Annotated in this window: 26 protein-coding genes and 1 tRNA gene; 13 read left to right on the top strand and 14 right to left on the bottom strand. The window is 64.1% G+C overall.

The features are described from left to right. The first annotated feature begins 108 nt into the window (after window positions 1-108). The 6 genes from glpX to LH390_RS03920 all read left to right on the top strand — a co-directional run bounded on the left by glpX (window position 109) and on the right by LH390_RS03920 (window position 6,510). The gene (gene glpX / locus LH390_RS03945) at window positions 109-1,155 is read left to right on the top strand and encodes a class II fructose-bisphosphatase (protein WP_227282531.1); all 1,047 of its coding nucleotides are present in this window, start codon (window positions 109-111) and stop codon (window positions 1,153-1,155) included. A gap of 109 nt (window positions 1,156-1,264) precedes the next feature. After that, complete coding sequence (locus tag LH390_RS03940; protein ID WP_227282532.1) at window positions 1,265-2,668, top strand: class II fumarate hydratase; 1,404 nt, start codon at window positions 1,265-1,267, stop codon at window positions 2,666-2,668. Window positions 2,669-3,270: 602 nt separating this feature from the next. Beyond that, a complete protein-coding gene (locus tag LH390_RS03935; RefSeq protein ID WP_227282533.1) occupies window positions 3,271-3,627 on the top strand; it encodes a hypothetical protein in 357 nt (118 codons plus the stop codon). A gap of 206 nt (window positions 3,628-3,833) precedes the next feature. Continuing rightward, entirely contained in the window at window positions 3,834-4,229 is a 396-nt protein-coding gene (locus LH390_RS03930) for a hypothetical protein (protein ID WP_227282534.1), read from the top strand. Window positions 4,230-4,246: 17 nt separating this feature from the next. After that, window positions 4,247-4,891 (top strand): TetR/AcrR family transcriptional regulator, encoded by a 645-nt coding sequence (locus LH390_RS03925; protein WP_227282535.1) that lies wholly within the window; start codon window positions 4,247-4,249, stop codon window positions 4,889-4,891. 95 nt (window positions 4,892-4,986) lie between these two features. Further along, complete coding sequence (locus LH390_RS03920) at window positions 4,987-6,510, top strand: MDR family MFS transporter (protein WP_227282628.1); 1,524 nt, start codon at window positions 4,987-4,989, stop codon at window positions 6,508-6,510. 156 nt (window positions 6,511-6,666) lie between these two features. On the opposite strand, the gene LH390_RS03915 is transcribed toward LH390_RS03920, so the two are convergent. The 4 genes from LH390_RS03915 to LH390_RS03900 form a co-directional block, all read right to left on the bottom strand. Then, window positions 6,667-7,218 carry a GNAT family N-acetyltransferase gene (locus tag LH390_RS03915; protein ID WP_227282536.1) on the bottom strand — a complete coding sequence of 184 codons (552 nt, stop codon included), beginning with the start codon at window positions 7,216-7,218 and terminating at the stop codon, window positions 6,667-6,669. A gap of 36 nt (window positions 7,219-7,254) precedes the next feature. Continuing rightward, window positions 7,255-8,571 (bottom strand): PhoH family protein, encoded by a 1,317-nt coding sequence (locus tag LH390_RS03910; protein WP_227282629.1) that lies wholly within the window; start codon window positions 8,569-8,571, stop codon window positions 7,255-7,257. 264 nt (window positions 8,572-8,835) lie between these two features. Then, complete coding sequence (locus LH390_RS03905; RefSeq protein ID WP_227282537.1) at window positions 8,836-9,447, bottom strand: LGFP repeat-containing protein; 612 nt, start codon at window positions 9,445-9,447, stop codon at window positions 8,836-8,838. 109 nt (window positions 9,448-9,556) lie between these two features. Beyond that, entirely contained in the window at window positions 9,557-10,420 is an 864-nt protein-coding gene (locus LH390_RS03900; RefSeq protein WP_227282538.1) for a LysR family transcriptional regulator substrate-binding protein, read from the bottom strand. 99 nt (window positions 10,421-10,519) lie between these two features. Here LH390_RS03900 and LH390_RS03895 point away from each other — a divergent pair, with 99 nt between their 5' ends. Continuing rightward, on the top strand, window positions 10,520-10,900 hold the full coding sequence (locus tag LH390_RS03895; RefSeq protein ID WP_227282630.1) for a DUF5997 family protein: 381 nt from the start codon (window positions 10,520-10,522) through the stop codon (window positions 10,898-10,900). A gap of 38 nt (window positions 10,901-10,938) precedes the next feature. Here LH390_RS03895 and glyA read toward each other — a convergent pair whose 3' ends face one another. Next, window positions 10,939-12,228 carry a serine hydroxymethyltransferase gene (gene glyA / locus LH390_RS03890; RefSeq protein WP_227282539.1) on the bottom strand — a complete coding sequence of 430 codons (1,290 nt, stop codon included), beginning with the start codon at window positions 12,226-12,228 and terminating at the stop codon, window positions 10,939-10,941. 230 nt (window positions 12,229-12,458) lie between these two features. On the opposite strand from glyA, the gene coaA reads away from it, so the two are divergent. Beyond that, window positions 12,459-13,403 (top strand): type I pantothenate kinase, encoded by a 945-nt coding sequence (gene coaA / locus LH390_RS03885; RefSeq protein ID WP_399524765.1) that lies wholly within the window; start codon window positions 12,459-12,461, stop codon window positions 13,401-13,403. Window positions 13,404-13,432: 29 nt separating this feature from the next. Here coaA and LH390_RS03880 read toward each other — a convergent pair whose 3' ends face one another. The 3 genes from LH390_RS03880 to mca form a co-directional block, all read right to left on the bottom strand. Beyond that, window positions 13,433-14,206: an isoprenyl transferase gene (locus LH390_RS03880; RefSeq protein ID WP_227282541.1), complete on the bottom strand. Its 774-nt coding sequence runs from the start codon at window positions 14,204-14,206 to the stop codon at window positions 13,433-13,435. An 87-nt stretch (window positions 14,207-14,293) separates the two neighbouring features. Next, the gene (locus LH390_RS03875; RefSeq protein ID WP_227282542.1) at window positions 14,294-14,572 is read right to left on the bottom strand and encodes a hypothetical protein; all 279 of its coding nucleotides are present in this window, start codon (window positions 14,570-14,572) and stop codon (window positions 14,294-14,296) included. A gap of 5 nt (window positions 14,573-14,577) precedes the next feature. Continuing rightward, the gene (mca, locus tag LH390_RS03870; protein WP_399524799.1) at window positions 14,578-15,531 is read right to left on the bottom strand and encodes a mycothiol conjugate amidase Mca; all 954 of its coding nucleotides are present in this window, start codon (window positions 15,529-15,531) and stop codon (window positions 14,578-14,580) included. Window positions 15,532-15,732: 201 nt separating this feature from the next. Between mca and LH390_RS03865 the strand changes: the two genes are divergently transcribed. From LH390_RS03865 to LH390_RS03855, 3 genes are all read left to right on the top strand, one after another. Further along, window positions 15,733-16,200 (top strand): DUF4307 domain-containing protein, encoded by a 468-nt coding sequence (locus LH390_RS03865; RefSeq protein ID WP_227282543.1) that lies wholly within the window; start codon window positions 15,733-15,735, stop codon window positions 16,198-16,200. A gap of 130 nt (window positions 16,201-16,330) precedes the next feature. Then, window positions 16,331-16,855 (top strand): transcription elongation factor GreA, encoded by a 525-nt coding sequence (greA, locus tag LH390_RS03860; RefSeq protein WP_227282544.1) that lies wholly within the window; start codon window positions 16,331-16,333, stop codon window positions 16,853-16,855. A gap of 66 nt (window positions 16,856-16,921) precedes the next feature. Continuing rightward, window positions 16,922-17,374 carry a hypothetical protein gene (locus tag LH390_RS03855; protein ID WP_227282545.1) on the top strand — a complete coding sequence of 151 codons (453 nt, stop codon included), beginning with the start codon at window positions 16,922-16,924 and terminating at the stop codon, window positions 17,372-17,374. A 115-nt stretch (window positions 17,375-17,489) separates the two neighbouring features. Here the strand turns inward: LH390_RS03855 and LH390_RS03850 are convergent, their stop codons facing one another. After that, a complete protein-coding gene (locus LH390_RS03850) occupies window positions 17,490-18,314 on the bottom strand; it encodes a Bax inhibitor-1/YccA family protein (protein WP_227282546.1) in 825 nt (274 codons plus the stop codon). Between the two features lie 645 nt (window positions 18,315-18,959). Between LH390_RS03850 and LH390_RS03845 the strand changes: the two genes are divergently transcribed. Together LH390_RS03845 and LH390_RS03840 are read left to right on the top strand one after the other, a co-directional pair. Next, on the top strand, window positions 18,960-19,817 hold the full coding sequence (locus tag LH390_RS03845; RefSeq protein WP_227337392.1) for a GDSL-type esterase/lipase family protein: 858 nt from the start codon (window positions 18,960-18,962) through the stop codon (window positions 19,815-19,817). A gap of 15 nt (window positions 19,818-19,832) precedes the next feature. After that, window positions 19,833-21,488 (top strand): AMP-binding protein, encoded by a 1,656-nt coding sequence (locus LH390_RS03840; protein WP_227282548.1) that lies wholly within the window; start codon window positions 19,833-19,835, stop codon window positions 21,486-21,488. Window positions 21,489-21,600: 112 nt separating this feature from the next. On the opposite strand, the gene LH390_RS03835 is transcribed toward LH390_RS03840, so the two are convergent. The 5 genes from LH390_RS03835 to LH390_RS03815 all read right to left on the bottom strand — a co-directional run bounded on the left by LH390_RS03835 (window position 21,601) and on the right by LH390_RS03815 (window position 24,505). Next, window positions 21,601-21,677 (bottom strand) — tRNA-Leu (locus LH390_RS03835). A 16-nt stretch (window positions 21,678-21,693) separates the two neighbouring features. Further along, the gene (locus tag LH390_RS03830; protein WP_227282549.1) at window positions 21,694-22,647 is read right to left on the bottom strand and encodes a Ppx/GppA phosphatase family protein; all 954 of its coding nucleotides are present in this window, start codon (window positions 22,645-22,647) and stop codon (window positions 21,694-21,696) included. Beyond that, entirely contained in the window at window positions 22,644-23,213 is a 570-nt protein-coding gene (locus LH390_RS03825; protein WP_227282550.1) for a DUF501 domain-containing protein, read from the bottom strand. Before LH390_RS03825 ends, LH390_RS03830 begins: the two co-directional genes overlap by 4 nt. A gap of 13 nt (window positions 23,214-23,226) precedes the next feature. Next, on the bottom strand, window positions 23,227-23,760 hold the full coding sequence (locus LH390_RS03820) for an FtsB family cell division protein (RefSeq protein ID WP_399524769.1): 534 nt from the start codon (window positions 23,758-23,760) through the stop codon (window positions 23,227-23,229). 79 nt (window positions 23,761-23,839) lie between these two features. Further along, window positions 23,840-24,505 carry a metal-dependent transcriptional regulator gene (locus LH390_RS03815; protein WP_227282551.1) on the bottom strand — a complete coding sequence of 222 codons (666 nt, stop codon included), beginning with the start codon at window positions 24,503-24,505 and terminating at the stop codon, window positions 23,840-23,842. Window positions 24,506-24,586: the final 81 nt, after the last annotated feature.

Raw genomic sequence — 24,586 nt, 5'->3', positions numbered from 1 at the left:
CCCGGCTAAACCCACAAAGTGCAACAATGAAATCGTCTGGGCGCAGCTGCCCCCGGACCCGTTGTTGACGTACCCACCCCCGCACACAAGACCAGGAGCATGCATTCCATGTCTGACAACACTTCTCAGCCGCTGTTCGTGGAGGACTACGACGCCCCCGACCGCAACCTCGCCATGGAGCTGGTGCGCGTCACGGAGGCCGCGGCACTGGCCTCGGGTCGCTGGGTCGGCCGCGGGATGAAAAACGAGGGCGACGGCGCCGCCGTGGACGCCATGCGCCGCCTGATCAACACCGTGCCCATGCGCGGCGTAGTGGTCATCGGCGAGGGCGAAAAGGACGAAGCCCCCATGCTCTTCAATGGTGAGCAGGTAGGAAACGGCGACGGAGCGGACGTCGATATTGCCGTCGACCCCGTCGACGGAACCACCCTGATGGCCGAGGGCCGCCCCAATGCCATTTCCGTCATCGCCGCCGCCGAGCGTGGGTCCATGTATGACCCCTCGGCGGTGTTCTATATGAAGAAGATCGCCGTCGGTGCAGAGGCCGCCGGCTGCGTGGACATTGAGGCCCCCGTCGAGCACAACATCAACGCCGTGGCCAAGGCCAAGGGCATCCACCCCTCCCAGGTCACCGTGGTCGTCCTGGACCGTCCCCGCCACAAGGAGCTCATTGCGGATATCCGCCGCGCCGGCGCCAAGGTGCGCCTGATTTCTGATGGCGACGTCGCCGGAGCCGTCGCCGCCGCACAGGATGACCTGACCAACTCCGTCGACGTAATGATGGGCACCGGCGGCACCCCCGAGGGCATCATCACCGCCTGCGCCATGAAGTGCATGGGCGGAGAGATCCAAGGCATCCTCGCCCCCCGCAATGAAGAGGAGCAGGCCCGGGCCATCAACGCCGGACACGAGCTCGGCCGGGTGCTCACCACCAATGACCTTGTCAGCTCAGACAACTGCTACTTCGCAGCCACCGGCGTGACCAATGGTGACATGCTGCGTGGGGTGACCTACCGCAACGACGGCGCCACCACCCGCTCCCTGATCATGCGCTCGAAGTCCGGCACCATCCGCTACCTGGAGTCGCGCCACAAGCTCTCCAAGCTGCAGGCCTACTCCGTGGTGGACTACTCGGCGCTGAAGGAAGCCGAGTAACCCTGCGGCTCCAGCCGCGCAATTTCAGTCATACTGGAGTGGTGGGTGCCGCTAGGGCGCCCACCACCATGAGTTTTTCTTCATCTCTAGGAAGGCAAAGGCAGCAGCCATGGCAGACCAGGAATACCGGATCGAACACGACACGATGGGGGAGGTCAAGGTGCCGGCTGCGGCACTGTGGCGCGCCCAAACCCAGCGCGCCGTGGAGAACTTCCCCATCTCCGGCCGCGGACTAGAAGCAGCCCAAATCCGGGCACTCGGCCTGCTCAAGGCCGCCTGCGCGCAGGTGAATAAGGACTCCGGCGCACTGGACGCCGAGCGCGCGGACGCCATCATCGCCGCCGCCAAGAAGATCGCCGACGGCGAGCATGACGCGGAGTTCCCCATCGACGTCTTCCAGACCGGTTCCGGGACCTCCTCGAACATGAACACCAATGAGGTCATCGCCTCCCTGGCTGCCCAGGCCGGGGTGGAGGTCCACCCCAACGACCACGTCAACATGGGCCAGTCCTCCAATGACACCTTCCCCACCGCCACCCACGTGGCGGCCACCGAAGCCGCCGTCACGGACCTGATCCCCGCGCTGAAGGAGCTCCAGGCTTCCCTCCAGGCCAAGGCCACCGAGTGGAAGGATGTGGTCAAGTCCGGGCGCACCCACCTCATGGACGCCGTTCCGGTCACCCTCGGCCAGGAGTTCGGCGGCTACGCACGCCAGATCGAGGCCGGCGTCGAGCGCGTTGAGGCCACGCTGCCCCGCCTGGGCGAGCTGGCCATCGGCGGTACCGCCACCGGCACCGGGCTGAACACCTCTGCAGACTTTGGTGCCAAGGTCACCGCCGAGCTGAAGAAGCTCACCGGCGTGGACGCCCTGAGCGAGGCCCGCAACCACTTTGAGGCCCAGGCCGCCCGCGACGGCCTGGTGGAATTCTCCGGGGCCATGCGCACCATCGCCGTGTCCCTGTACAAGATCGCCAACGATATCCGCCTCATGGGCTCCGGCCCGCTGACCGGCCTGGGCGAAATCCACCTGCCGGACCTCCAGCCGGGTTCGTCCATCATGCCCGGCAAGGTCAACCCCGTGCTGTGTGAGACGGCCACACAGGTCGCCGCGCAGGTTATTGGCAATGACGCCGCCGTTGCCTTCGGCGGCACCCAGGGCCAGTTTGAGCTCAACGTCTTCATCCCCATGATGGCGCGCAACATCCTCGAATCCGCCCGCCTGCTGGCCAACACCTCCCGCGTGTTCGCCCACCGGCTGGTCGATGGCATCGAGCCCAACGCCGAGCGCATGAAGCTGCAGGCGGAGTCCTCCCCGTCCATTGTCACCCCGCTGAACTCTGCGATCGGCTACGAGTCCGCGGCCAAGGTGGCCAAGCACGCCCTCAAGGAGGGCATCACCATCCGCCAGGCCGTCATTGACCTCGGCTTTGTTGATGGCGATAAGCTCACCGAGGAAGAGCTGGACCGCCGCCTGGACGTGTTGGCCATGTGCAACACGGACCGCGACGCCTAAATCTCTTTAGGCGCTGAATTTCGACGCCGGCTAGGCCCTACATTTGCGGGCTCGGCCGGCGTTGTTTATTCGGCTTTGTTGCTTATCGACGCCCCCTCCTCCCACACCACAGCACGAGCGAGTCCACAATGCTGAACGCAAGAAATTTAACAATAATTAAAAACACGTGTTGGCTTTTCTAGTCATACTTTCTGGAAGAGCCCCGCTGACTTCACTAAAGCGAAGTCAGCGGTTTTGCCCCTCACCGTTGCGCACACACGGAACCGAAAACGTGCAAATCACCTAGAATTTGACTGCGCTCCAAAACAACCCAGGTAAGACTGAGTTTCCCCCATCCTGGGGGCCCGAAGAAATCCGCAGAGCCATGGAACTGACCATGAACGACCCCGACGCATCATTGCTGGATAGAGATCGCAGGGACCTTCACCGACGCGTTACATTGAACGGAGATCGGGTAGTATGCCGGTTTTCCTACTATGATGAAGGCCAAGGACCACAGTTGAGAGCCTTCTACCCCATCAACGGTGACGGGGTAATCGTCAATGAGAAGAACCGCAGGTCGCATGTTCAATTCGACCCGAATGAATTGAATGGAGCATAAAATGGACCTTGATCACTTCCGGGCTGCGCCTAGCCGTAAGATTCCGCTGACACGGGAAATATTTGACTATTTCTTTCAGGATGATCCACTGCCACATGAGGTAGTACTCCTCCTCTTTGATAAGATAAAGGACAGTGATAAGAGGAAAATTCTTCACGATGCTCGCTATTGTTTCGAGTGGGACGGTATGGATTACGCGCTCTTCCTCGCTGCCGAAAACAACTGGCCCGTCCCCGACGACCTCATCAACCGCATCGAAGACGAAATGAACAAATACGGCGAATACTGCGGACTGCCTAACACCATCCCACGCCTGCGCGCCCAAAACGCCGAGCGCGCCGGGAAGGTAACCACCTAACCCACCCACCTCAACATCTCCTGAAAACCCCCACCACCCACCACAGGCGGCCAGGGGGTTAAAAAAGGCCCACGTGCAGGTTCAACTCCTGCCAGGAGAACCACACCCCACACACAAACCACAAGCCCCCAGCCCACCCGGGCTCTAGGGGGCTAAAAACCGTGGGGTGGACACCCACCAACTTGCACCCCCAAGGAGAACACCCCATGACCAACCCCAACATGCCCACCCCCGGCGACGTCGCAGCCCGCACCACCACACACACGCGCACCGCGCAGGCCCCACAGGCCGCCGAGCCTGACACCCAGCACGCAGCCAACAACCAGCAGGAAACCCGCTACACCCCGCCAGCCACCCAAGACGACCTTGACCGCATCATCGAAGCCCGTCTTGCCCGCGAGCGCGCCAAGTACGCCGGATACGACGAACTGAAAGCCAAGGCCAAGAAATACGACGAAGCTGAAGACGCCAAAAAAAACGTCGAACAACGCGCACAAGTATCTACCCGCAGGTGCGTGCGGTGTGAGTCGGGGGCGTCGATAAGCGCTCATGTTAACCGCATCACCTTTACTGGGTGCAAACTTGCACTGAGTGCACCGTAGGCCTAGATTGTCCCCTCGTGACTCAGAAACCCTCCTTGCGCGAAAGCAAACGGCAGCGCACTCACGCCGCCATAGAGGACCACGCCACCCGGCTGGTCCTCGAACGCGGCTACGAGGACGTCACCGTGGAGGACATTCACCAGGCCGTGGGGATCTCCCGGCGCACGTTCTTCAATTATGTGGACTCTAAGGAGATCGCCGTCATGGGCCCGGCCGCCACTGTGCCGGATGAAGCCGTATGCGAGGAATTCCTCGCCTGCTCCCACGACGATCTCCTGGGCGACCTCATGGACCTGCTGTTTGCTTCCCTTCTCGGCGGCTCGCTTACTAGTAGCAACGCCGGCGAATTGCTCCGCCGGCGCAAACTGATCCTTCAGGAAAACCCGCTACTCATGGCCGGGCGCTTCGGGCAGTCGCACACCGTGTACCAGGCTCTGGTGGATTTGACGCAGAGCTACCTCACGGCCCACCCGCAACAGCGGCAAATCCCAGATATTCCGCTGTCCCAGGAGGCGCTGACCATCATTGCCTTGCTGGTCACCGCCCACCAATTGGGAACGCGACTGTGGATGAAGGGAACCGGCATCACTCTGAGCTCACTGCGCTATTCGTGCCATACCGCACTGACACATCTCACTGAACTACAAAGGACGGCTTCGTGACAGAATCAGCAACCGCTGTCGTCGGACATCCCGACGAACCGACCTCACCTCACCACTCCCCCGCCGCCACCGATCCCGCGGTGACCGATCCCGCCATGGCGGAGTCGCGGCGGCACCTGCCGTGGATCATCGGCACGCTCATGCTGTCTATGCTCATGAGCTCGCTGGGCCAGATGATCTTCTCCACGGCGCTGCCCACCATCGTCGGGGAGCTCGGCGGGGTCAACCACATGACGTGGGTGATCACCGGCTTCCTGCTCGGGCAGACCATCTCCCTGCCTATCTTTGGCAAGCTGGGCGACCAGCTGGGCCGCAAGGGCCTGTTCATCTTTGCCAACGCCCTGTTCGTGGTGGGCTCCGCCCTCGGCGGCTCCACTCACTCCATGGCGGTGCTCATCGCCGCCCGCGTTATCCAGGGTGTTGCCGGCGGCGGCATGATGATCCTGTCTCAGGCCATCACCGCGGAGGTGACCACCGCCCGCGAACGCGGCAAGTACATGGGGCTGATGGGCTCAGTGTTCGGCGTGTCTTCGGTGCTGGGCCCGGTGCTGGGCGGTTGGTTTACTGATGGCATCGGCTGGCGTTGGGGCCTCTACCTCAACATCCCGCTGGGCTTGATCTCCATCGCCGCGATCGCCTACCTGCTGCGCCTGCCCAAGGCTGAGCGTCACCTGAACATGGACTGGGCGGGCACGCTGACCATGGCCATCGCCACCAGCTGCCTGATCCTGTTTGCCACCTGGGGTGGCAACGAATACCCGTGGACCAGCGCCACCATCCTGGGCCTGATTGCCGCGGCGATCGTCTTCGGCGCCGCCTTCGTGCTCATTGAACTGCGCGCAAGTGATCCGCTGGTGCCCATGACGCTGTTTAAGAACCGCAACTTTGTGCTCACCACCGTCGCCGGCTTTGGCATCGGCGTGTTCATGTTCGGCTCCTTGTCTTACCTGCCCACCTACCTGCAGATGGTGCACGGCATGACGCCCACGAATGCAGGCCTCATGCTCATCTGCATGATGGTTGGTCTGATGGGCACCTCCATCGTGGTGGGCCAGCTGGTCTCCCGCCACGGCCGCTACAAGTGGTTCCCCATCGTCGGACTGCTCATCGTCGCCGTGGGCATGGTGCTCCTGTCCACCCTGAAGGCGGACAGCTCCCTGGTGACGGTTGGCCTGTTCATGTTCGTCTTTGGCTTTGGCATCGGCTGCGCCATGCAGATCCTGGTGCTCATTGTCCAGAACTCCTTCCCGCTGCGCATGGTGGGCACCGCCACCGCCGCCAACAACTTCTTCCGGCAGATCGGTGGCTCGCTGGGCGCCGCGCTCGTCGGCGGGCTGTTCGTGGATAACATGGGCGACCGCATGGCAGAAAACCTGCCGCCTGCACTCGCCTCCCTGGGCGAGGCCGGCCGCCCGCTGGCAGAGAAGTTTGCTGAAGGCACCTCTCACCTCACCCCCGGGATGGTCGATCAGCTTCCCGACGCCGTCCGCACCGCCATCCAGGTCAGCTACAACGATGCGCTCACCCCGATCTTCTTCATGCTCATGCCCGTAGCCATCATCTGCTCGGCCATACTTATCGCCGTGCGTGAAGACAAGCTCAGCGAGACGATCTCCTAACCGCACCGTCCTGGCACACGTCAGCCCCCGCCCACCACCGCGTTAGCGCGCAGTGTGGACGGGGGCTCACGCACGCCCCGGTCAGTCTCTGCCGGGGGATTGGACCGGGCGTGTGCACGTTGTGCTCAGTCTTGATTGTCCTCGATGCTGCTTGCGCTAGTTCTCCGGCAGATCCGCAACAGCAATATCCGGCTTGGGCAGCAGCTTTTCCCACACATCCGTGTCACGCCACTGGCCCGCCATCTCCCCGTAAGGCATCTTAGCCAGGTGATGGTAGGTGCCTACCTTTTCAAAGCCGCGGGAGGCGTGCAGCTGAGCCGACCCGGTGTTCTCCGGGAAGATCCAGGAATGGATGGCCCACTTTTCCATCTGGGTCGCAGTCTCAATGAGCCAATCCAGCAGGCCCCCGGCGATGCCGCGCCCCTGCGCGTTGGGGTCAACATAGATGGAATCCTCGATCACCCCGTTGAACACCTGCCGCGAAGACACCGGCGCCCCGGAGACCCACCCCAGCACCACCGAAGGGTCATCCTTTTCCACCGCCACGAACGCCGTGCCCTGGATCTTGGATCGGGTGAACTTTTCCCAGGTCGGCGCCTTGCGCTCATAGGTGGCGTGCCCAGTGTCTAGGCCACGCTCATAGATGCGCTGCACCTGCGGGAAATCTGCCTCTTCCAAAGGCCTGATAAGAAACGTTGCTTCTGGCATATCGCCGATCATTCTTGCTCGCGCCGAATCCCGCAACTATTCCCCCTCCAACAGGCTTGTGACCAGCTCCGCTATCGCGGAGCGTTCCGAGCGCTGCAACGTCACGTGGGCGAAAAGTTCATGCCCCTTCAGCTTCTCAATCACCGCCTGCACCCCGTCGTGGCGGCCCACCCGCAAGTTATCCCGCTGCGCCACATCATGGGTCAGCACCACCTTCGAGCCCTCCCCCAGCCGAGAAAGCACCGTCAGCAACACCGTGCGCTCCAAGGACTGCGCCTCATCCACAATGACAAACGCACCATGCAAAGTCCGTCCCCGAATATGCGTCAGCGGCAAGACCTCCAGCAGGTTCCGGGCCGCAACCTCCTCCATGACATTGCTGGATACCAGCCCGCCCAGCGTGTCGAACACCGCCTGGGCCCACGGGTTCATCTTCTCATCTTCGCTGCCCGGCAGGTACCCCAACGATTGCCCGCCCACGGCGTACAAGGGGCGAAAAACCAGGATCCTGTCCTGCTCCCCGCGCTCCATAACCGCCTCCAGGCCCGCACACAACGCCAAGGCCGATTTGCCCGTTCCCGCCTTACCGCCCAAGGAAACGATCCCCACGCCAGGATCCGCCAACAGGTCCAACGCCAAACGCTGCTGGGCTGAGCGACCGCGCAGCCCAAAGGCCTGGCGCTGCCCATCCACAGCGACCAGCTCCTTGTGCCCCACGCGCGCCAACGCGGACTGCCCATTGCTGTGCACGCGCACCCCACAATGGATGGGAGTGTCGGCTAAGGCTTCCGGGAGATCGACGCGGTGGTGGGCATAGAGGGCGTCGATAAGCCCCACCGGAACCTGCTCGTCGCACAGATCCACCATCCCGGAATAGCCGGTGAATACCACGTCTTGCGCGCGATATTCATCAGCATCCACACCACATGACCCGGCGCGCACCCGCAGCGGAATGTCCTTAGACACCACCACCACATCGCAGCCCTCATCGCGCAAATCCAACGCACAGTTCAGCACCGCGTCATCCCCGGTCGCGGACACCAATTCCACGCGCACCGTGCCGCCCTCCACATTCACCGGAAAAGGCTCATCCAGGCGGTCAAACGTGGCCCGAAATCCCTCCAGGGCGCGCAATGCCTCACGCGCACACCACCCCAACTCCGGATGATGGCGCTTGGCCTCCAGCTCCGAAATTACCGGCAGCGGAACCACCACATCATGAGGGCCGAACTTGCTCAAACAAAACGGATCAGACAACAACACCGAGGTATCCACCACACAGGTTCGCACGCCCGGCAGCGCAGGGGAAAAGCTCGAATGGACAGCGGGAGAAGCAGAAGTTGCAGTACGCATGATGATCTGCGGATCCTTCTTCTTGGGAAACAGGGACACGTCATGTGCGCGCACCGGGCCGACCGCACAAAAAAGGCGGCGGCCCGCACCCCACAAGGGGAAACGGGCCGCCGCCAGTGCGGCAACATCACGGTCATAGCGCGTCACAGCCCTGAGGCTAACGCCGCAATGTGGAACTTACATGGGTGAAAGATGAACGCGGAATGAAATCCTTCCCACGCCCTCACGCTGCCGTGGTACCGCAGCGCCGCAGTGCCGCAGCGCTTAGCTGGCCTGGATGTCAGCCTGGTACTGGCCGGCGGCATCCTTGGTCCAGTTGATCACGCCGTGGGCGAAGTTCTGCGACCAGCCGGCGTTGTTGGGTAGCACGGTCTCCTCAGCAACCGGGGCACCCAGCGGGGAGTTGAAGCCGCCCTGGCCGATCCAGACCTCGCTGATGGAGCCGCGGATCGGCTGTGCGCCGGTCTGCGCGGTGTAGGCGATGTACTCCATGTTCGGGTACTCCGCCAGGAACTCGCCCTGCGGGCCCTTCTGCACCGACAGCAGCGAGGTGTAGGCCACCGGGTTCTGCTGGGCGGCGGACTGGATGGCGGCGGGAACCTGGACGGTCTGGCCGTCGGCGGTGGCAACGTCAACCATCTCTGCCTGGGCGCCTTCGGCGCCTTCAGCACCCTGGGCACCCTCAGCGCCCTCGGAGGGGGCAGCCGAGTTGTCGGCGCCCGGAGCCGTCACGGCAGAAGAGGCCTGGGCGGCAGCGGAGGACACGGTGTCAGTGGCCTTCGTGGCGGAATCCTTCGCGTCATCCCCGGAGCAGGCGACGAGCCCGAAGGCAAGAGCCGCGGCAGCAACGGGAGCAATGAGCTTCTTGTAGGTCATGACAAAAAAGCCTTTCTATTAACGTGCGGTGCTTACCTATTAAATTGTAACCACATTGCCCAGCCGCGTCGATGATCCAACCCGACAAGTTTGATAACCTTTGCCACATCTAACGGCGCTTTTTGCGGCGTGTGCCCTTAGCCACAGGCTTGTGGCGCCCCCGCTGCCCCTGTCCGCCGCGGCCCCGCCCCGAAACTGCGCCGCCTTTCTTGCCGCCCTGTGACCGTTGTCCGGTCTGTGCACTCTTTGCTTTCGCCCCATTTTGTTTACCACCATTGTGCTGTGCCGCGGTCTTCTCGGCGGCTGTGCTTTGGGCGCCATTTCTTCCCGCACCAGTGCGCGAAGAGGCAGCCGTTCTCCCCCGCGCAATTCCCACCAGATCCTGGATGGCAGCACAATCATCTGACTTCCGCCATGCCAACACCACCGCAGTATCTTGCCCTCCATCACCCGCATCAGGCGCCTTACTTGCATCCGCCGAATCGCATATTTCCTTTTCAGCTGGCTGCCAGGGCGTATCAACTACACCGCGGTGCGACAACACCTGAATAAGTGGCCGCGGCGCAAGAACAATTCCCACCCCTGCTGCCACGACGTCTAAGCCCATGCGCACCGCGGCAACGTCGACTGGTCCCGTCGCGTCAGGGCGATAATGCACCACCTCTTCTGCCACGTCAGCCGCCGTGAGCTGACCGCCCGCGCGCACTAACTCCCCTGCCACGCTGTCACGCGGTACCGCCAGGCCTGGCTCTTCCCGGTAGAGCACCACCACGTGAAAGAGCTGCGGGTCAAGCCGCGGATCCGGGATCCGGGTCAGAGCCACATCGACCGCACCGCACAGCAACTGCGCCGTGGCGTCACTGGCCGGCTGGGCCTCCAAGGCCACATCGCTGCGCTCCCGGTACCGGCGAAACCACTTGTCCGGCCTGGTCCCGGTAACAAAAGCAACAGCAATGGAGGTGGGTGCACTCATGGGCTCGATGCTACCGTTAGGCACGTGAATGAACCCGCGCAGAACCAACCCGCCGCCCCGGAGCCTAACCACGACCACCGCGCGCCCTCCGGCACGGCGATGAAACCCCAAACCGCCGCGAAGAAACTGGGCATCTACCTACCTGCTACCCCGGAGGATTTTCAGGCCAATGCCATCACGCACGCCCAGCTGCGCGAGCTGCACACCAATCCCCCGGAGTGGCTTAACGACCTGCGCCGCAACGGCCCGCACCCGCGGCCGGTGGTAGCGCAGAAACTTGGCATCACTATTGCCGCACTCAAACGCGCCGGCATGGACAAGCCCCTGACCACCGCGCAGATCGACGACCTTCGCGCCACCATGCCTGACTGGCTCGCGCACGCCCGCGCGGCACTCGCCGCCGCAGACTCAGCAGCCCCCGCGCAACAGGAAGCCTCCCCGCAACAAGAAACCCCCGCGCGGGACGCCGAGGAATCCTAGGCTCGCCCTGCGCGGGGGGGGCGTCGTTAGTCGGCTGACTAGGCCAGCTTCCAGTCCTCCAGCCCCTCGTAGAGGGGGTACTGCTGTGCCACTGCCGACACCCGGGCGCGCAGCGCGTCCACATCGGTGTTGGTGCCACCGGTCAGGGCGGCGGCGATGACATCGGCAACCTCCGCGAACGCGGCGGCGTCCAGGCCGCGGGTGGCCAACGCCGGGGTGCCGATGCGCAGCCCGGAGGTCACCATCGGCGGGCGCGGGTCGAAGGGCACGGCGTTGCGGTTGACGGTAATGCCCGCGGCGTGCAGGAGGTCTTCTGCCTGCTGCCCGTCAAGGGCAGAATTGCGCAGGTCCACCAGCACCAGGTGCACATCCGTGCCGCCGGTGAGCACGTCGACGCCGGCGGCGGCGCAGTCCTGGGCGGACAGGCGCTCGGCAAGGATGCGCGCCCCCTCCAAGGTGCGCTCCTGGCGTTCCTTGAATTCTGGGGTCGCGGCGATCTTCAAGGCCACGGCCTTGGCGGCGATGACGTGCATGAGCGGGCCGCCCTGCTGGCCCGGGAATACCGCAGAGTTGAGCTTCTTAGCCCAATCCTGGGTGGCAAGGATCATGCCCGAGCGCGGCCCACCCAGCGTCTTGTGCACCGTGGTGGACACGATCTGCGCGTGCGGCACCGGGGAGGGGTGCAGGCCGGCGGCGACCAGGCCCGCAAAGTGGGCCATGTCCACCCACAGGACGGCGCCGACCTCATCTGCGATGGCCCGGAACGCGCTGAAGTCCAAGGTCCGCGGGTAGGCCGACCAGCCGGCGATGATGACCTTCGGGCGATGCTCCAGGGCCAGCTGACGGACCTTATCCATGTCCACGCGCATGGTCTGCGGATCCACCTCATAGGCCACCACGTTGTACAGGCGACCGGAGAAGTTGATCTTCATGCCGTGGGTAAGGTGGCCGCCGTGTGCCAGGGACAGCCCCATGATGGTGTCGCCGGGGCGCGCCGCAGCGTGGAGCACCGCGGCGTTGGCCTGCGCCCCGGAGTGCGGCTGGACGTTGACGTATTCGGCCCCGAATAGGGATTTCGCGCGCTCGCGGGCGAGGTCCTCGATGACGTCAACGTTTTCGCAGCCGCCGTAGTAGCGCCGCCCCGGGTAGCCTTCCGCGTACTTGTTGGTCAGTACGGAGCCCTGAGCCTGCAACACCGCCCGTGGCACGAAGTTTTCTGAGGCGATCATTTCCAGGGTCTCGCGCTGACGGGTCAGCTCTCCCGCGATAGCCTGGCTGACCTCCGGGTCCAGCTCGGCGAGCGACTGCGTTCTCAGGTCAGAACTCATGTGATTCCTTTCTTCCGGTCTTCCGGGGCGGCCGTGGCCGCACACAGGCTGTCCATGCTGTGGACCCGGCACGCGTGTGTACCCGCGCTTCGCGATTGTGCCGGCCAAGCATCACCGAAGATACTACCGGCCCCGGACAGGGATTTTGTGTGGTTACTCTCCCCGCGGCGCGCTCACAGGCAGGGCGCGTGGGTCCGTTGTGGGGGCGCTCAGGCCTCCCAGTGCCTGGCATGCATCCCCCGCGAGGGCACAATGGTGCCATGCCCAGCACCCCTTACCTGGAATTTGACCGCACCCAGTGGCGCACGCTGCGCCAGTCGATGCCCCAGGTACTGACGGAAGAAGAAGTTGTTGCCCTGCGCGGCATCGGCGAAAACATTGACCTTGAGGAGGTCGCGGAGGTCTACCTGCCGCTGAGCCGACTGATCCACCTCCAGGTCTCGGCCCGCCAGCAGTTGACCTCTGCGACGGACACCTTTTTAAACTCCCAGCCGCAGCACGTGCCGTTTATCATCGCGGTCGCCGGGTCCGTGGCGGTGGGCAAGTCCACCACCGCCCGGTTGCTTCAGGTTCTGCTCCAGCGCTGGGACACCCACCCGCGGGTGGATTTGGTGACCACGGATGGTTTTTTGTTGCCCGCAGCCGAGCTGTCGCGGCGGCGAATGATGAACCGGAAGGGCTTCCCGGAATCCTATGATCGGCGCGCCTTGCTGCGTTTTATCACCGATGTGAAGTCTGGCGAGCCGGAGGTCACCGCCCCGGTGTATTCCCACCAGCTCTACGATCGTGTCCCCGGCGCGGTGCAGACCGTGGCGCGGCCGGACATCCTCATTCTTGAAGGCCTCAACGTCCTGCAGACCGGCCCCACGCTCATGGTGTCAGATTTGGTGGATTTTTCCGTCTACGTTGACGCGCCTACCGCCATCATCGAGTCGTGGTACATTCAGCGCTTTCTTACCCTCAGGTCCACGGCGTTCCGCGAGCCGGATGCGCACTTCGGGCATTACGCCACGCTTGACGACGCCGCCGCAATCACCGAAGCGCGCGAAATCTGGCAATCCATCAACCTTCCGAACCTTGTGGAAAACATCCTGCCCACCCGGGTTCGCGCCAGCCTGGTGCTGCGCAAGGGGGACAACCACCAGGTCAATCGGGTACGGTTGCGCAAGCTCTAGGCGCGGTGTGCGTCCTCGGTCCTTGCCGCCTACTTTCCAAAGCGCCGCGAGCGCTTGGAGTATTCGCGCAGCGCGCGCAGCAGGTCGATGCGGCGAAACGCCGGCCAATACGTGTCCGTGAACCAGATCTCGGAGTAGGCGGCCTGCCAGAGGAGAAAACCGCTGAGCCGCTGCTCTCCTGAGGTGCGGATCACCAGGTCCGGATCGGGCTGGCCGGAGGTGTAGAGGTGCCGGGAGATAGAGTCCACCGTCACGCTTTCCTCAAGGTCTTCAGCGGGAGTGCCCGCGGCGACTTTCTCGGCGACGAGCGCGCGGACGGCGTCGACAATCTCTTGGCGTCCCCCATAGCCCACCGCAACGTTGACGGTCACGCCCGGATTGTCCTTGGTGGCCTGCTCTGCCTGCGCCATGCGCTGGGCAAGCTCAGTGGGCAGCGCATCCAGGTGGCCAACAACGCGCACCCGGCAATCATTGTCCGCGCCCGCGAGCTCATCGACGACCTCGCCGATGATGGAAAACAGCAGCTGAAGTTCCTCAGGGGAACGCTTGAGGTTCTCGGTGGACAGCAGATACACGGTGACCACCTGCACCTGGGTATCCCGGCACCAGCGGATCATCTCCGCGATTTTGCGCGCCCCCACCCGGTGCCCGTGGCTGACATCGTCGAAGCCGGCCTCACGCGCCCACCTGCGATTGCCGTCGCACATGACAGCAACGTGCTTCGGCTGCGGCAGGCCTTTGAGCTCCTTTTCCAGCCGAGCCTCATAGAGCGGATAGAGCAGGCGGCGCGGGAGAAATCTCACGCCCCCGAGTCTAGCGGCCTTGGCTCCCCGCGGCGCCCACACGCCCCCGGGCCACGCTCCGGTCCGCGGTCCCCGACCGTCTCCCCGCTACAGCCAGTGCTTCTTTGAGCGGTCCAGCACGCCGGCTTCGGCCATTGCCTTATCCACGGCCTCTTCATCGAACAGGTCCAGGCCGTGTTCTTCTGCAAAGACCCGGCGTCGATTCAGCCGCGCGTAGCGGCGATGCAGCGCCCAGCCCAGGTAGAGCACCGCGGCCATGAGCGCCACGGTGACCAGCAGGCCAATCGGAGATGCTTTACCAAACTCGGCGCCTACCGGTCCGCCTTGCGCCGCCAAGACTGTGATAGCAGCTATGGAGTCCGTCATGCCCGTCATTCTATCGCGCCCGGGTTATCCGGCGTGTCACCAGTAGGGATACCGGCAAAGAGGTCGTCTTCGGGGAAATCTGTGCTCACCCGCGTCGCGGCCAGCTCGAACTCCTCGGTGGGCCACAGCTGGGCCTGCACGGCGGGGTCAGTGACCAGGAACGCGCCGGCCGGATCGATCTGGGTGGCGTGGGCGCGCAGCGCCGCATCGCGGTGCGGGAAGTAGTCCGCGCAGGGAATCTGCGTGGTCACCCGGGCCATGATGTCGGCCTTGTGGTTTTCCCAGCGCTCCAGCATCGGCGCGTAGGGGCTGGTCTTGCCGTCGCGGATGAGCAGGTCGTGGAAGAGCTGCATGCGCTGGCGGACAAACCCGTGGGTGTAATACAGCTTCAGCGGCGTCCACGCGGGGGCGTCGCCGGGGACTACATAGGTGTCATCGCCGGCCTTGTCCCAGGCGATCATGGAGGTCTCATGGACTTTGAGGTGATCCGGGTGGGGGTAGCCGCCGTTTTCGTCGTACGTAATTATCACGTGGGGCCTAAAGTCCCGGATGACGCGGACGAGGTCGCGCGCCACCGCGTCAGAGTCTTGCAGAGCAAAGCAGCCCGCGGGCAGCGGCGGCAGCGGGTCGCCTTCCGGCAGGCCGGAATCCTCATAGCCCAGCCAGACGTGTTCCACGCCCAGCGCTGCGATCGCGGCATCCATTTCCTTGCGCCGCACGTTGCGCAGGTCTTCTTTAATCCCAGGGCGGTCCATGGCCGGGTTGAGAATGTCCCCACGTTCCCCACCGGTGCAGGTGACAACCATGACGCGGTGCCCTTCATGAGCGTAGCGGGCCATGGTGGCTGCCCCCTTGGAGGACTCATCATCCGGGTGGGCATGGATGGCCATCAGCCGCAGCCCCTCGGTGTTCGTGGCATTCACCGCGTGAACCTTCCTTTCGCCTGTCGCTTTGAGCATGCGCGCGGCAATGCCGCGGCGCACACCATCAACATCGTGACCATCCTAACGCCCCGGCGCGCACGCACTAGCCCACCGTGGTGGCGGCCTCAGATAAGCTAGGGAAAACGCCGTACCCGAACGGCAGTGCCGCTTGGCCTGCCCGCGACCTCACGGCGCAGCATTGTTCTCCGACGTGTGGAAGCAGCAGCACCTCTAACGATGAGCACCAACACCTCCCCTTCTGATCAGCCCACTCGCCGCGCCCGCTATGGTGGCGCCGATCCGCGCACCCGCGCGCAGGTCAGCCCGCGCGGCGGGGTCAGCGGAAAGATCGTGGCCGTCATCATGGTCATCTTGTTGGCCTTGTTGGTCATCTTCGTTGCCCGCTATTTGGCCAACCGCCAAGAAGACACCGTCAAGGCGCAGATGACCGACTTCGAGCGTATCGACGACTCCACCTTCCACATGGATATCGACGTCACCCGCAACAACCCTTCCGTACCCTCCTACTGCATCGTGCGGGCGCTCAACTTCGACATGGCCGAGGTGGGCCGCCGGGAGGTTCTCCTACCCCCCGGAGGCGAGGAACAACAGCGTATCCCCGTAGACATTGTGACCCGTTCGGAGGCCGTCTCCGGCAACGTCTACGGCTGTTCGACCACCATCCCGTCCTATATGGACCTGTGAGCTGCGCGCCGGGGCCTTCCCCGGCGTGTGTTAGGATGTCACCGCACAAACGCCTGTAGTGACCTGCGCGTTTAATCAGATTCCTCCGCCCCGGGGACACGGGCGCGACAGTTACCGAAAGGACCGCTGTATGGCAGACCAGAAGAAGCAATACATTACCCCGGAAACCAAGGCCAAGCTCGAAGCGGAGTTGCAAACTCTCATCGACCACCGCCCCGAGGTGGCCGCAGAGATCAACGAGCGGCGCGAGGAAGGCGACCTGAAGGAAAACGCGGGCTATGACGCCGCCCGCGAGATGCAGGACCAGGAAGAGGCCCGCATCAAGCAGATTTCCGAAATCCTGGCCAACTCCACCACCGAGCGTTCCGGCGTGGAGGAGGGCGTGGCCCACATCGGCTCCGTGGTGCACGTGTACTACAACGGCGATAAGGACGATAAGGAGACCTTCCTCATCGGCACCCGCGCCGCCGCCTCGGACAACAAGGACCTGGAAACCTACTCCGAGCAGTCGCCCCTGGGTGCGGCGATTCTTGGCGCCCGGGAGGGCGACACCCGGGAATACACCGCCCCCAACGGCAAGACCCTCACGGTAACCATCGTCTCCGCCGCGCCCTACGACTCCGATAAGGCCGCCACCCCACGCGCAGCCCAATAACCCTCCCCGCCCCCAGGTGTGTGCACCGCGGGGGCCGTTTCCCTGAAAGGTCCCAGAACTCCTACCATGCGTTCCCTGTCTTCGCGTCTGAGTCTTGCGGCGGCCAGCGTTGCCGTCGCCGCCGTGGGCATTGCCGCTTGTAGCCCCCCGCAGGAAAACCCCTCTGAAACCAAGGTGGATACGGCCACCAGCTTTGCCCCGCCGGTGCAGCACAGCACCGCTGTCTCCGCCCCGAGCGCGGCGGCTGGGGCACATGGTCTGGCCCAGGCCAGCGCCCCGCTGTATGCGGACTGCGCCAATGCGCCCATCGCCACCCCCATGTCTATCCAGCTGAGCTGCTTCGATGCCACTGCTATTGTGTCCAACATTCAGTGGACCGCGTGGGACGCGCAGGGCGCTGAGGGCGACGGCATGCAGGGCACCGTCCCCGCACACGTCGAGCTGACCAACCCCGTCACCACGGGTGCCTCCACGGTGTTTAGCACGCTCATTGTCAACGGGGAGGTTGTTGCCCCTTAACGGGCATCACACCCCCACTGCATAGAAATAACCCGGCGGGGCTGCGCGGACCACTGTTCTGAGTGGTTATCGCGCAGCCCCGCCGGGCTTATTTGTGTGGACTGCGAAGGGGCAGCTAGCTATTTCGCATGTAGCTGAGCAGTCGCAGGATCTCGGTGTACAGCCACACCAGGGTCACGGACAGCCCCAGGGCCACGCCCCAGGCTTGGTTGGCCGGAGCACCTGCGCGGATCATGCCATCGGCAAGATCAAAGTCCTGGAGGAAGCTCAGTGCGGCGAGCACGATGCACACCAGGGAGAAGATGATGGCCAGCGTGCCGCCATCGCGCAGCGGGTTGTAGTTGAAGAACACCGCGGCAATCAGGTTGATCAGGGTGAGCACCGCCACGCCGACGATCGCGCCGGTGACAATGCGGTTGAACTTCGGCGTCACACGCACCGCCCCGGACTTGTACACGAAGAGCATGCCCAGGAACACGCCGACGGTGCCCACGATGGCCTGACCCACGATGGCCATGCCGCTGGACTGATTGGCGCCTTGTCCAAAGGACACGTTGGCAAAGACAAAGGAGAAGCCGCCGACGAACAGGCCCTCAAAGGCGGCGTAGAGCAGCGTGACCACGGCCGAGCCGAATTTACGGCCGAAGGTGGATACCAGGACGGTGATAAAGCCGCCGATAGCTCCAATGCCGGTCAGGATCATAGCGATGCCCGGGTTGTACATGCCGGTGACAAAGGTGGCGGCGCCCAGGGCGATGATCACGGCAAGCGTGATGCCGGTCTTGGTGACCACGTCATCGACGGTCATGGGGCGCTGCTGGTCCATCTGGGTGGGGGCCGGCGCGCTGGGATAACCCTGCTGCATGGTGCCGCGAAGGGTGTCCCCAGAGCGGCGATCGGTGTCCGTCAGTGTCCTCAATACAGGATTGCTGCTTCTCACTTTTTCCTCACTCTTATCATCTTTACTTTTTAAAACCTGAGGGTTCGCCGAGTACCTGGCGATCCAAAGGTTGGGCGTGCCTAGACCAATGGGTGGTCGACGGGGCATGCACTTGAGTCAACGACGCCAGGCGCCCGAGAGTTCCCGGGCTGGAAATACGCTGGGAATATGCGCGAACCATGAGCACATGACCGGCCCCTTTCAGAGGCGGGGCATTGGCGACCTCCCGCACCCGCACGATGGGTGGACATTAGGAGTTTGTGCCTATTGTTTTGGGGAGAAATACCTACCCGGAACCATGAATTATCTGGCCTCCCGGTACCGCACTGGGGATTCTTGCTCTACACTTTACATTCAGGTGGTCTTATTGTGGCGGCCTCAGCATTGAGGCCGATCGCGCTTATGGTAAAGGCCTGCAAAGCCGCCTGGCTTTTCTGGCCGCTTACTTCTCACCTGCTTGCCTTATCCCCCGTGCTCGATCCGCGTGGCTGTGTGTGCCTGCGGTGCCCACGGGGGCGTCGCTAAGCAGGACAACCGCGACCGCACGGGACCCCATGTATCAGCGAGATACCTGAACCTACAGGAGAGAAGGATCATTCCCATGAAGACCAGGACTTTGCTCGCCTCTGTCGCGGCGACGGCAACGTGTCTCGGCGTTGCTGCGGGCGTCGGGGGGGGGCTCCGACGGCGGCCGCAGCGCCCGGCGATAACATCGTCACCTTCGGCGATTCCTACTTTGCCAACCCCAACCCGGACGAGTTCTTCGGGTCCAAGATCGCTCACCAGGCGCCCGAGCAAATCCGCAACGCCCCCGGAATCAAGGAACGCCTAGATGGCTACGCGCCCGGCGGTTGCGGCCATGACAAGGCCAACATCCCGGCGCGCGTGGGCATGAAGACGGGCGTGGAAGTTCGGGACTACTCCTGCTCCGGGGCAACCATGTACACCCCCAGCGCGGGAACCACCCTCCAGGGCGAGGTGGACAAGGCCGTTGCTGAGCACGCCCTGGACGGGCAGACCAAGCTGGTGGTCATCCAGATCGGCTTCAATGACACCTACCAGCAGGCTCTGACCCCCAAGCCGGTCAAGGCGAACCTATATGGCGCGGCAGCTGACCGCGCGGTGGCCGCCATCCGTGGCGCGGCACCCAACGCCCGCATCATGTTCATGAACTACCCCACCATCTCTGAGCCGAACACCTCCATGCAGTGCCTGATCCACGTTGACGTTGTGGGCCAGCCTGTCGATGGAGGTGTTCCTGCTTTCTGGATCGAGGTCGGCGAAAAGGAGACCTCCGAATTCGCCCAGGCCGCAGCCGAGCGCAACGGCGGCGAATTCCTGGATGTGCGCACGCCCACGGCCAACCGCCATGAGTGCACCCCGGATAACCAGCGCATTGTCGCCGGGGTCATCGATACCCGCACCAAGGATTACAACCTTCCCGTTCACCTGAACGCCGAGGGTGAAGAAATCCTGGCCAACGAGATCGCCGCACGCTACTAAACCCAGAAAGTAAACATGTCAGAAAGACTGGCTCATACTCCTGCGCGCGTTCAAATTAAGCAATTCTTCGAATCGCTGCCCCCACTAGTCAAGTCCGGGGTTCTGCGCGTCGGCACCCCGGCAGCTCAGGCAGCAACCGTCGGCGCCATCGGACGCTGGGGAATGTCCCTGGCCTCCCTCGTCGAGGGGGCCAATGGCTCCTTCCCGGACCGCATCGCCCTGGTTGACGATGATGGCCTGCTCACCTTCAGCGGCCTGCGCACGGACGCCCGCCGCTTCGCCCAAGGCCTCAAGGCCCGCGGCGTGACCGAGGGGTCCATCATCGCCATCATGGCGCGCAACGGCCGCGGAATCGTGCTGCCTATGATCGCCGCCGGCTACCTGGGCGCCCAAGCAATGATCCTCAACGTCGGCTCCTCACCCGAGCAGATCAAGCGCATCATCTCCGAGCACGGGGCCGATGTGCTGGTTGTTGACGATGAATACGCCGGCGTCCTCGACTCCCTGCCCACCCCGGGCGTCATCGCCTACGGCCACGTCGACGGCCACCCCTCGATCACCGACATCATCACCGAGTACCACCCGGACATCACCCTGGCCCACCGGCCCAAGCAACAGCCCACGGTCATCATGTCCTCCGGCACCTACGGCATCCCCAAGGGAGTCACGCTCCCGGTGCCGCGCACGCCGAAGGTGCTCGGCGGCATTGTCAACAAGATCCCGTGGCGCGTCGGCGGAGTGGTGCAACTGACCGCGTCCATGTTCCACGCCTGGGGGTGGCTCAACCTGCACCTGGGCCTGGCCACGGGCTCCACGCTGGTCACGCACCGCTACTACGACCCCAACCAGGCCGCCGCGGACTGCGAGCGCTACCAGGTCACCGGCATCGTCTCGGCCGCGGTGTTCCTGCGGGAGCTTATCGACGCCGTCGATGCCCACAAGGGCACCATCGGCCCGCTGGACTTCATCGTCTCCTCCGGCAACGCCATCCCCCCGCAGCTGGTCCGCGAGCTCATCGCCCGCTTCGGCCCCGTGGTGTGCAACTTCTACGGCAGCACGGAGCACGGCCAGATTTCCATCGCCAGCGGCGAGGAGATGGCCGCCGACCCCACCACCGCCGGAACCCCGGGCCTGGGTGTGCGGCTGACGGTCTTCCGTGACGACGGCCAGGAGGCCGCCGTTGGGGAGGAAGGCGCCGTCTTCTCCTCCAACAGCATGTCCACCATGGGCTTTTTGAGCTCGCGGGACCATGCAGACACCCGGGACGGCATGATCGCCACCGGCGACCGCGGCTACATTGACGCCTCCGGGCGCCTCTACATCTGTGGCCGCGCCGATGACATGGTGATCAAGGGCGGCGAGAACGTCTTCCCCCGGGAGGTGGAAGAATTCCTGGGCACCGTCGATGGCGTCGATGATGTTTTTGTCCATGGCATCCAAGATGACATCATTGCCCGACTCGACGCGTTCATCGTGCGCGGCACGCTTGCTGACGGCTCTCAGCTGACCGCAGCGCAGGTCCGCGACATCGTGCGCGCCAACCTGGCCAACCACAACGTCCCTGATCGCGTGTACTGGGTCGATTGGCTGCCGCGCAATGACGGCGGCAAGGTTGTCCCCCGGGAGCTTTCCGAGCGCATCCTCGACCTCGACGATCCGCAAGCACACTAGCTCCACACACCACTGTGGGCCCCACCAGCAGCCGCTGGCGGGGCCCACAGTCTTTGTGCTTGGTTCTTGTACGTTCTTGTACCACCCGCTACCCGGGGTGCCGTTGTGGCATTGGTGCCCCCAGTCGGACTCGAACCGACACTGCGCGGATTTTAAGTCCGCTGCCTCTGCCAATTGGGCTATGGGGGCCCACCGGGTGGATAGTTTAGCCTATCGGGGCGGCGAGCTTATCAATGATCCCATCCAAAATATCTTTTTCTGAGATGACCACCGACTCCACCCCCGCGTGATAGCCCATGAAGTCCATGATCTCTTCAACGATGACGCTCCCGGAGCCAATCACGTCGGCGCGACCCTCATGGATGACCGGGTTGAGCGCCCGGGTTGCTGCGCCTTCGGAGATGAGCTGGCTGGTCATCACCCGCAGGGCCCCAAAGTTCAGCTCGGAGCCGTGGATGGCCGCCGGATCATAGGTTTCTAGCCCCTGAGCCAGCGCGGACAGGGTGGTAAACGTCCCGGCACACCCCACCAGGGTGCGCGCCTGGGCCACCGGCACGGCGTCGAGGACCAGGGCCAGCTGGCCGCGAACATAGTCGCGCGCCTCCTCGATCTCCTCGGGCGTCGGGGGATCTGAGCGCAGGATCCGCTCTGTTAAGCGCACACAGCCCATCCGCGTGGACAGCTCGCCGCGGATGCCGTCTTCGTTGCCAACCACAAACTCCGTGGATCCGCCGCCCAAGTCGACCACGCAGAAGGGCCCGCGCTGCGCATCCAGGTCGGCCACGGCGCCGCGGAAGGACAGCTCCGCCTCCTCTTCCCCGGTGATAACCTCAGCGCGCGCGCCCGGCTGGATGCGTCCGAGGAGCTGGGCGGTCATGTCAAAGAACTCATCGCGGTTGTCCGCATCCCGGCTCGCGGAGGTGGCCACCATGCGCACGGTGGTCACGTGTTCAAACGCCATCATGTCCACGTAGCGCTCGAGTGCCTCGCGGGTGCGCGCGATGGCCTCCGGGGCGAGGCTGCCGGTCGCGTCCACGCCCTGGCCTAGGCGCACAATCTCCATGGTGCGATGAAGCTCCGTGACCTGGCCATCGACGACGTCGGCGATGAGCAGGCGAATGGAATTGGTGCCGCAGTCAACAGCTGCATAGCGGGTCATGAGGAACGCGGTTCTCCTTCGTCGGGGGATGTGAGCCCAAAGTCAGACCAGGTTACGCCCAGTTGCTCCAGGGTGGGCCACTGGGCTGGGATGGCGGTGCCGCGCAGGTTGCCGTGCTCGGCGGCCAGCGCGACGGCCTCGGTGCCTAGTCGGATCCGGTTGGGCCCCTCCGCCAGGGCGTAGGCGATGAGCACGTGGAGGCATTTGACCCGATCCGGCATCCCGCCACCGGAGAACTCGGTGCCCAGGTCCTCTAAGGCGTTGCGCGTGGCCAGGTAGTGGTCGTGGGCGGCGCGGTAGTCCTGCGCCAGGGCGGTATCGTGTGCCAGGCGCTGCGTCATGGCGGCCATGACGTGGGCGCCTTCTAGGCGGGAGGCCTCCGCGGTGAGGCGGGGGTCGGTGAGGTAGTACAGGGTGGGAAAGGGGGTGCCGTCGTCGAGTCGCGGGGCGGTGGTGACAACGGCGGGGGCACCGTCCGGGGTGCGGTAGGCGATATCCAGAACCCCGCGGGGGCGGCGGCCAAGCTGGCGGGAGACCTGCTCAAGGTCGGCGGCAGTGACAGTCATGGGCCCTATTGTGTCATTGGGCGTTTGTGGGCTGCCCGGCAGGCGCCTGGAGCGGCAGGTGCATGTCAATGGGCGCGGGTTTGTTCTCCGGCTCTGGCGGGGTGGATACGGAGTCCCACAGGAGCTGCCACCACTGGGTGGGGGCGTGATCTTCGGTGGGCTGCTCACCGGTGTTGGGGGCGTTATCCATTGCGGGGTCGAGGATCCGGAAGGCGGTTTCGCCCTTATCAATGACTCCGAGTCGCCGCCGCGCCTGCTCGCGCACGTAGGCGTCCGAGTTGTAGCGGCTGATTTCCCCTTCGAGCTGGGCTTTTTGCTCTTGTTTTGCCGCGATGGCCTGGCTGACTTGGGCGATTTCGCTGCGCCCCTGGAAGTAGTTGCGCAGTGGGACGGCAACAGCAAAGAGGATGAGCAGGGTGAACACGATGATCACGCCTACCTCCGCCACGGACAGCGCCATGCGCGGGTGGGGGCGCCTGCGCGGCGCCGGTTCTAGGTCACGGGAGACCACAGGGACACGCCCGCGCCTGCGGGGAGTGTGGATCATTGTGTTGCCTCGTCGTGCCGTTGAGCCCATAGAACTTTGATAATAGCCTGATGATGCGCCGTGCGGGCGGTTCGCATGCTTAGTTTTCTGCCGCCACCAGAATTGAGTCCAGCGCGTTGGCCGCCACGGTGATGGTGGCGTCTGCGGTCCGCAGCTGGGCCATGTCCGGGTAGGGCCGATCGAGCAGGGTTATGCTCACCCCGGGGCGCACACCGTTGGCGTCGAGGTAGCGCAGCAGGTCCGGGTCTTGGTCCCGGATGCGGATGACCGTGGTGGTCATCCCGCTGGTGGCAGTCGAGAGGGGTTGGGTGGGGGTGTCTGCGATGCGCCCCTCGGCGTCGGGGATGGGGTCGCCGTGGGGGTCGCGCAGGGGGTGGCCCAGGACGGCGTCGAGACGCGCGATGAAGGTATCGGAGACGCTGTGCTCCAGGACTTCGGCTTCATCATGGATTTCTTCGACGGGATAGCCCAGGTGGGTGACCAGGAAGGTCTCGATGAGGCGGTGGCGGCGTACCAGCGCCACGGCAAGGTCGCGTCCCTGGTCGGTCAGCGTGATGTCCCCGTAAGGCTCGTGGTTGACCAGGCCGTCGCCGGCGAGGCGCTTGATGGCCTCGGAGGCGGTGGAGCGGCGTTGTCCGAGGGCGGCGGCCAGGTCTGACAGCGCGGCGCCCCCGCCCCACTCCTGCCGGTCGTAGATCTTTTTGAGGTAATCCTGCGACCGCACAGGCAAATCCGTGATGTGCATGTCGGCTAGTCTAACCCAGTTTTACCCCCTCCTGGTCGCATCAAGCCAAGCATGGCCGTACTATGAAGTTCTTGGGAATGA

Origin of the sequence: Corynebacterium uberis, from assembly GCF_020616335.1 — a bacterium.
GTDB classification, from domain to species: Bacteria; Actinomycetota; Actinomycetes; order Mycobacteriales; family Mycobacteriaceae; genus Corynebacterium; species Corynebacterium uberis.
This window is presented reverse-complemented; position numbering and strand designations above follow the sequence as displayed.

Excerpts from the sequence above, each read along its gene's own strand:
- LH390_RS03910 (WP_227282629.1), bottom strand. The coding sequence starts at position 8,571 with ATGCGTACTGCAACTTCTGCTTCTCCCGCTGTCCATTCGAGCTTTTCC.
- LH390_RS03895 (WP_227282630.1), top strand. The coding sequence starts at position 10,520 with ATGAAACCCCAAACCGCCGCGAAGAAACTGGGCATCTACCTACCTGCT.
- LH390_RS03900 (WP_227282538.1), bottom strand. The coding sequence starts at position 10,420 with ATGAGTGCACCCACCTCCATTGCTGTTGCTTTTGTTACCGGGACCAGG.
- LH390_RS03905 (WP_227282537.1), bottom strand. The coding sequence starts at position 9,447 with ATGACCTACAAGAAGCTCATTGCTCCCGTTGCTGCCGCGGCTCTTGCC.
- LH390_RS03855 (WP_227282545.1), top strand. The coding sequence starts at position 16,922 with ATGCGTTCCCTGTCTTCGCGTCTGAGTCTTGCGGCGGCCAGCGTTGCC.
- LH390_RS03830 (WP_227282549.1), bottom strand. The coding sequence starts at position 22,647 with ATGACCCGCTATGCAGCTGTTGACTGCGGCACCAATTCCATTCGCCTG.
- greA (WP_227282544.1), top strand. The coding sequence starts at position 16,331 with ATGGCAGACCAGAAGAAGCAATACATTACCCCGGAAACCAAGGCCAAG.
- LH390_RS03915 (WP_227282536.1), bottom strand. The coding sequence starts at position 7,218 with ATGCCAGAAGCAACGTTTCTTATCAGGCCTTTGGAAGAGGCAGATTTC.
- mca (WP_399524799.1), bottom strand. The coding sequence starts at position 15,531 with ATGCTCAAAGCGACAGGCGAAAGGAAGGTTCACGCGGTGAATGCCACG.
- glpX (WP_227282531.1), top strand. The coding sequence starts at position 109 with ATGTCTGACAACACTTCTCAGCCGCTGTTCGTGGAGGACTACGACGCC.
- LH390_RS03865 (WP_227282543.1), top strand. The coding sequence starts at position 15,733 with ATGAGCACCAACACCTCCCCTTCTGATCAGCCCACTCGCCGCGCCCGC.
- LH390_RS03935 (WP_227282533.1), top strand. The coding sequence starts at position 3,271 with ATGGACCTTGATCACTTCCGGGCTGCGCCTAGCCGTAAGATTCCGCTG.
- LH390_RS03815 (WP_227282551.1), bottom strand. The coding sequence starts at position 24,505 with ATGCACATCACGGATTTGCCTGTGCGGTCGCAGGATTACCTCAAAAAG.
- LH390_RS03940 (WP_227282532.1), top strand. The coding sequence starts at position 1,265 with ATGGCAGACCAGGAATACCGGATCGAACACGACACGATGGGGGAGGTC.
- LH390_RS03920 (WP_227282628.1), top strand. The coding sequence starts at position 4,987 with ATGGCGGAGTCGCGGCGGCACCTGCCGTGGATCATCGGCACGCTCATG.
- LH390_RS03825 (WP_227282550.1), bottom strand. The coding sequence starts at position 23,213 with ATGACTGTCACTGCCGCCGACCTTGAGCAGGTCTCCCGCCAGCTTGGC.
- glyA (WP_227282539.1), bottom strand. The coding sequence starts at position 12,228 with ATGAGTTCTGACCTGAGAACGCAGTCGCTCGCCGAGCTGGACCCGGAG.
- LH390_RS03875 (WP_227282542.1), bottom strand. The coding sequence starts at position 14,572 with ATGACGGACTCCATAGCTGCTATCACAGTCTTGGCGGCGCAAGGCGGA.
- coaA (WP_399524765.1), top strand. The coding sequence starts at position 12,459 with ATGCATCCCCCGCGAGGGCACAATGGTGCCATGCCCAGCACCCCTTAC.
- LH390_RS03840 (WP_227282548.1), top strand. The coding sequence starts at position 19,833 with ATGTCAGAAAGACTGGCTCATACTCCTGCGCGCGTTCAAATTAAGCAA.
- LH390_RS03820 (WP_399524769.1), bottom strand. The coding sequence starts at position 23,760 with ATGATCCACACTCCCCGCAGGCGCGGGCGTGTCCCTGTGGTCTCCCGT.
- LH390_RS03930 (WP_227282534.1), top strand. The coding sequence starts at position 3,834 with ATGACCAACCCCAACATGCCCACCCCCGGCGACGTCGCAGCCCGCACC.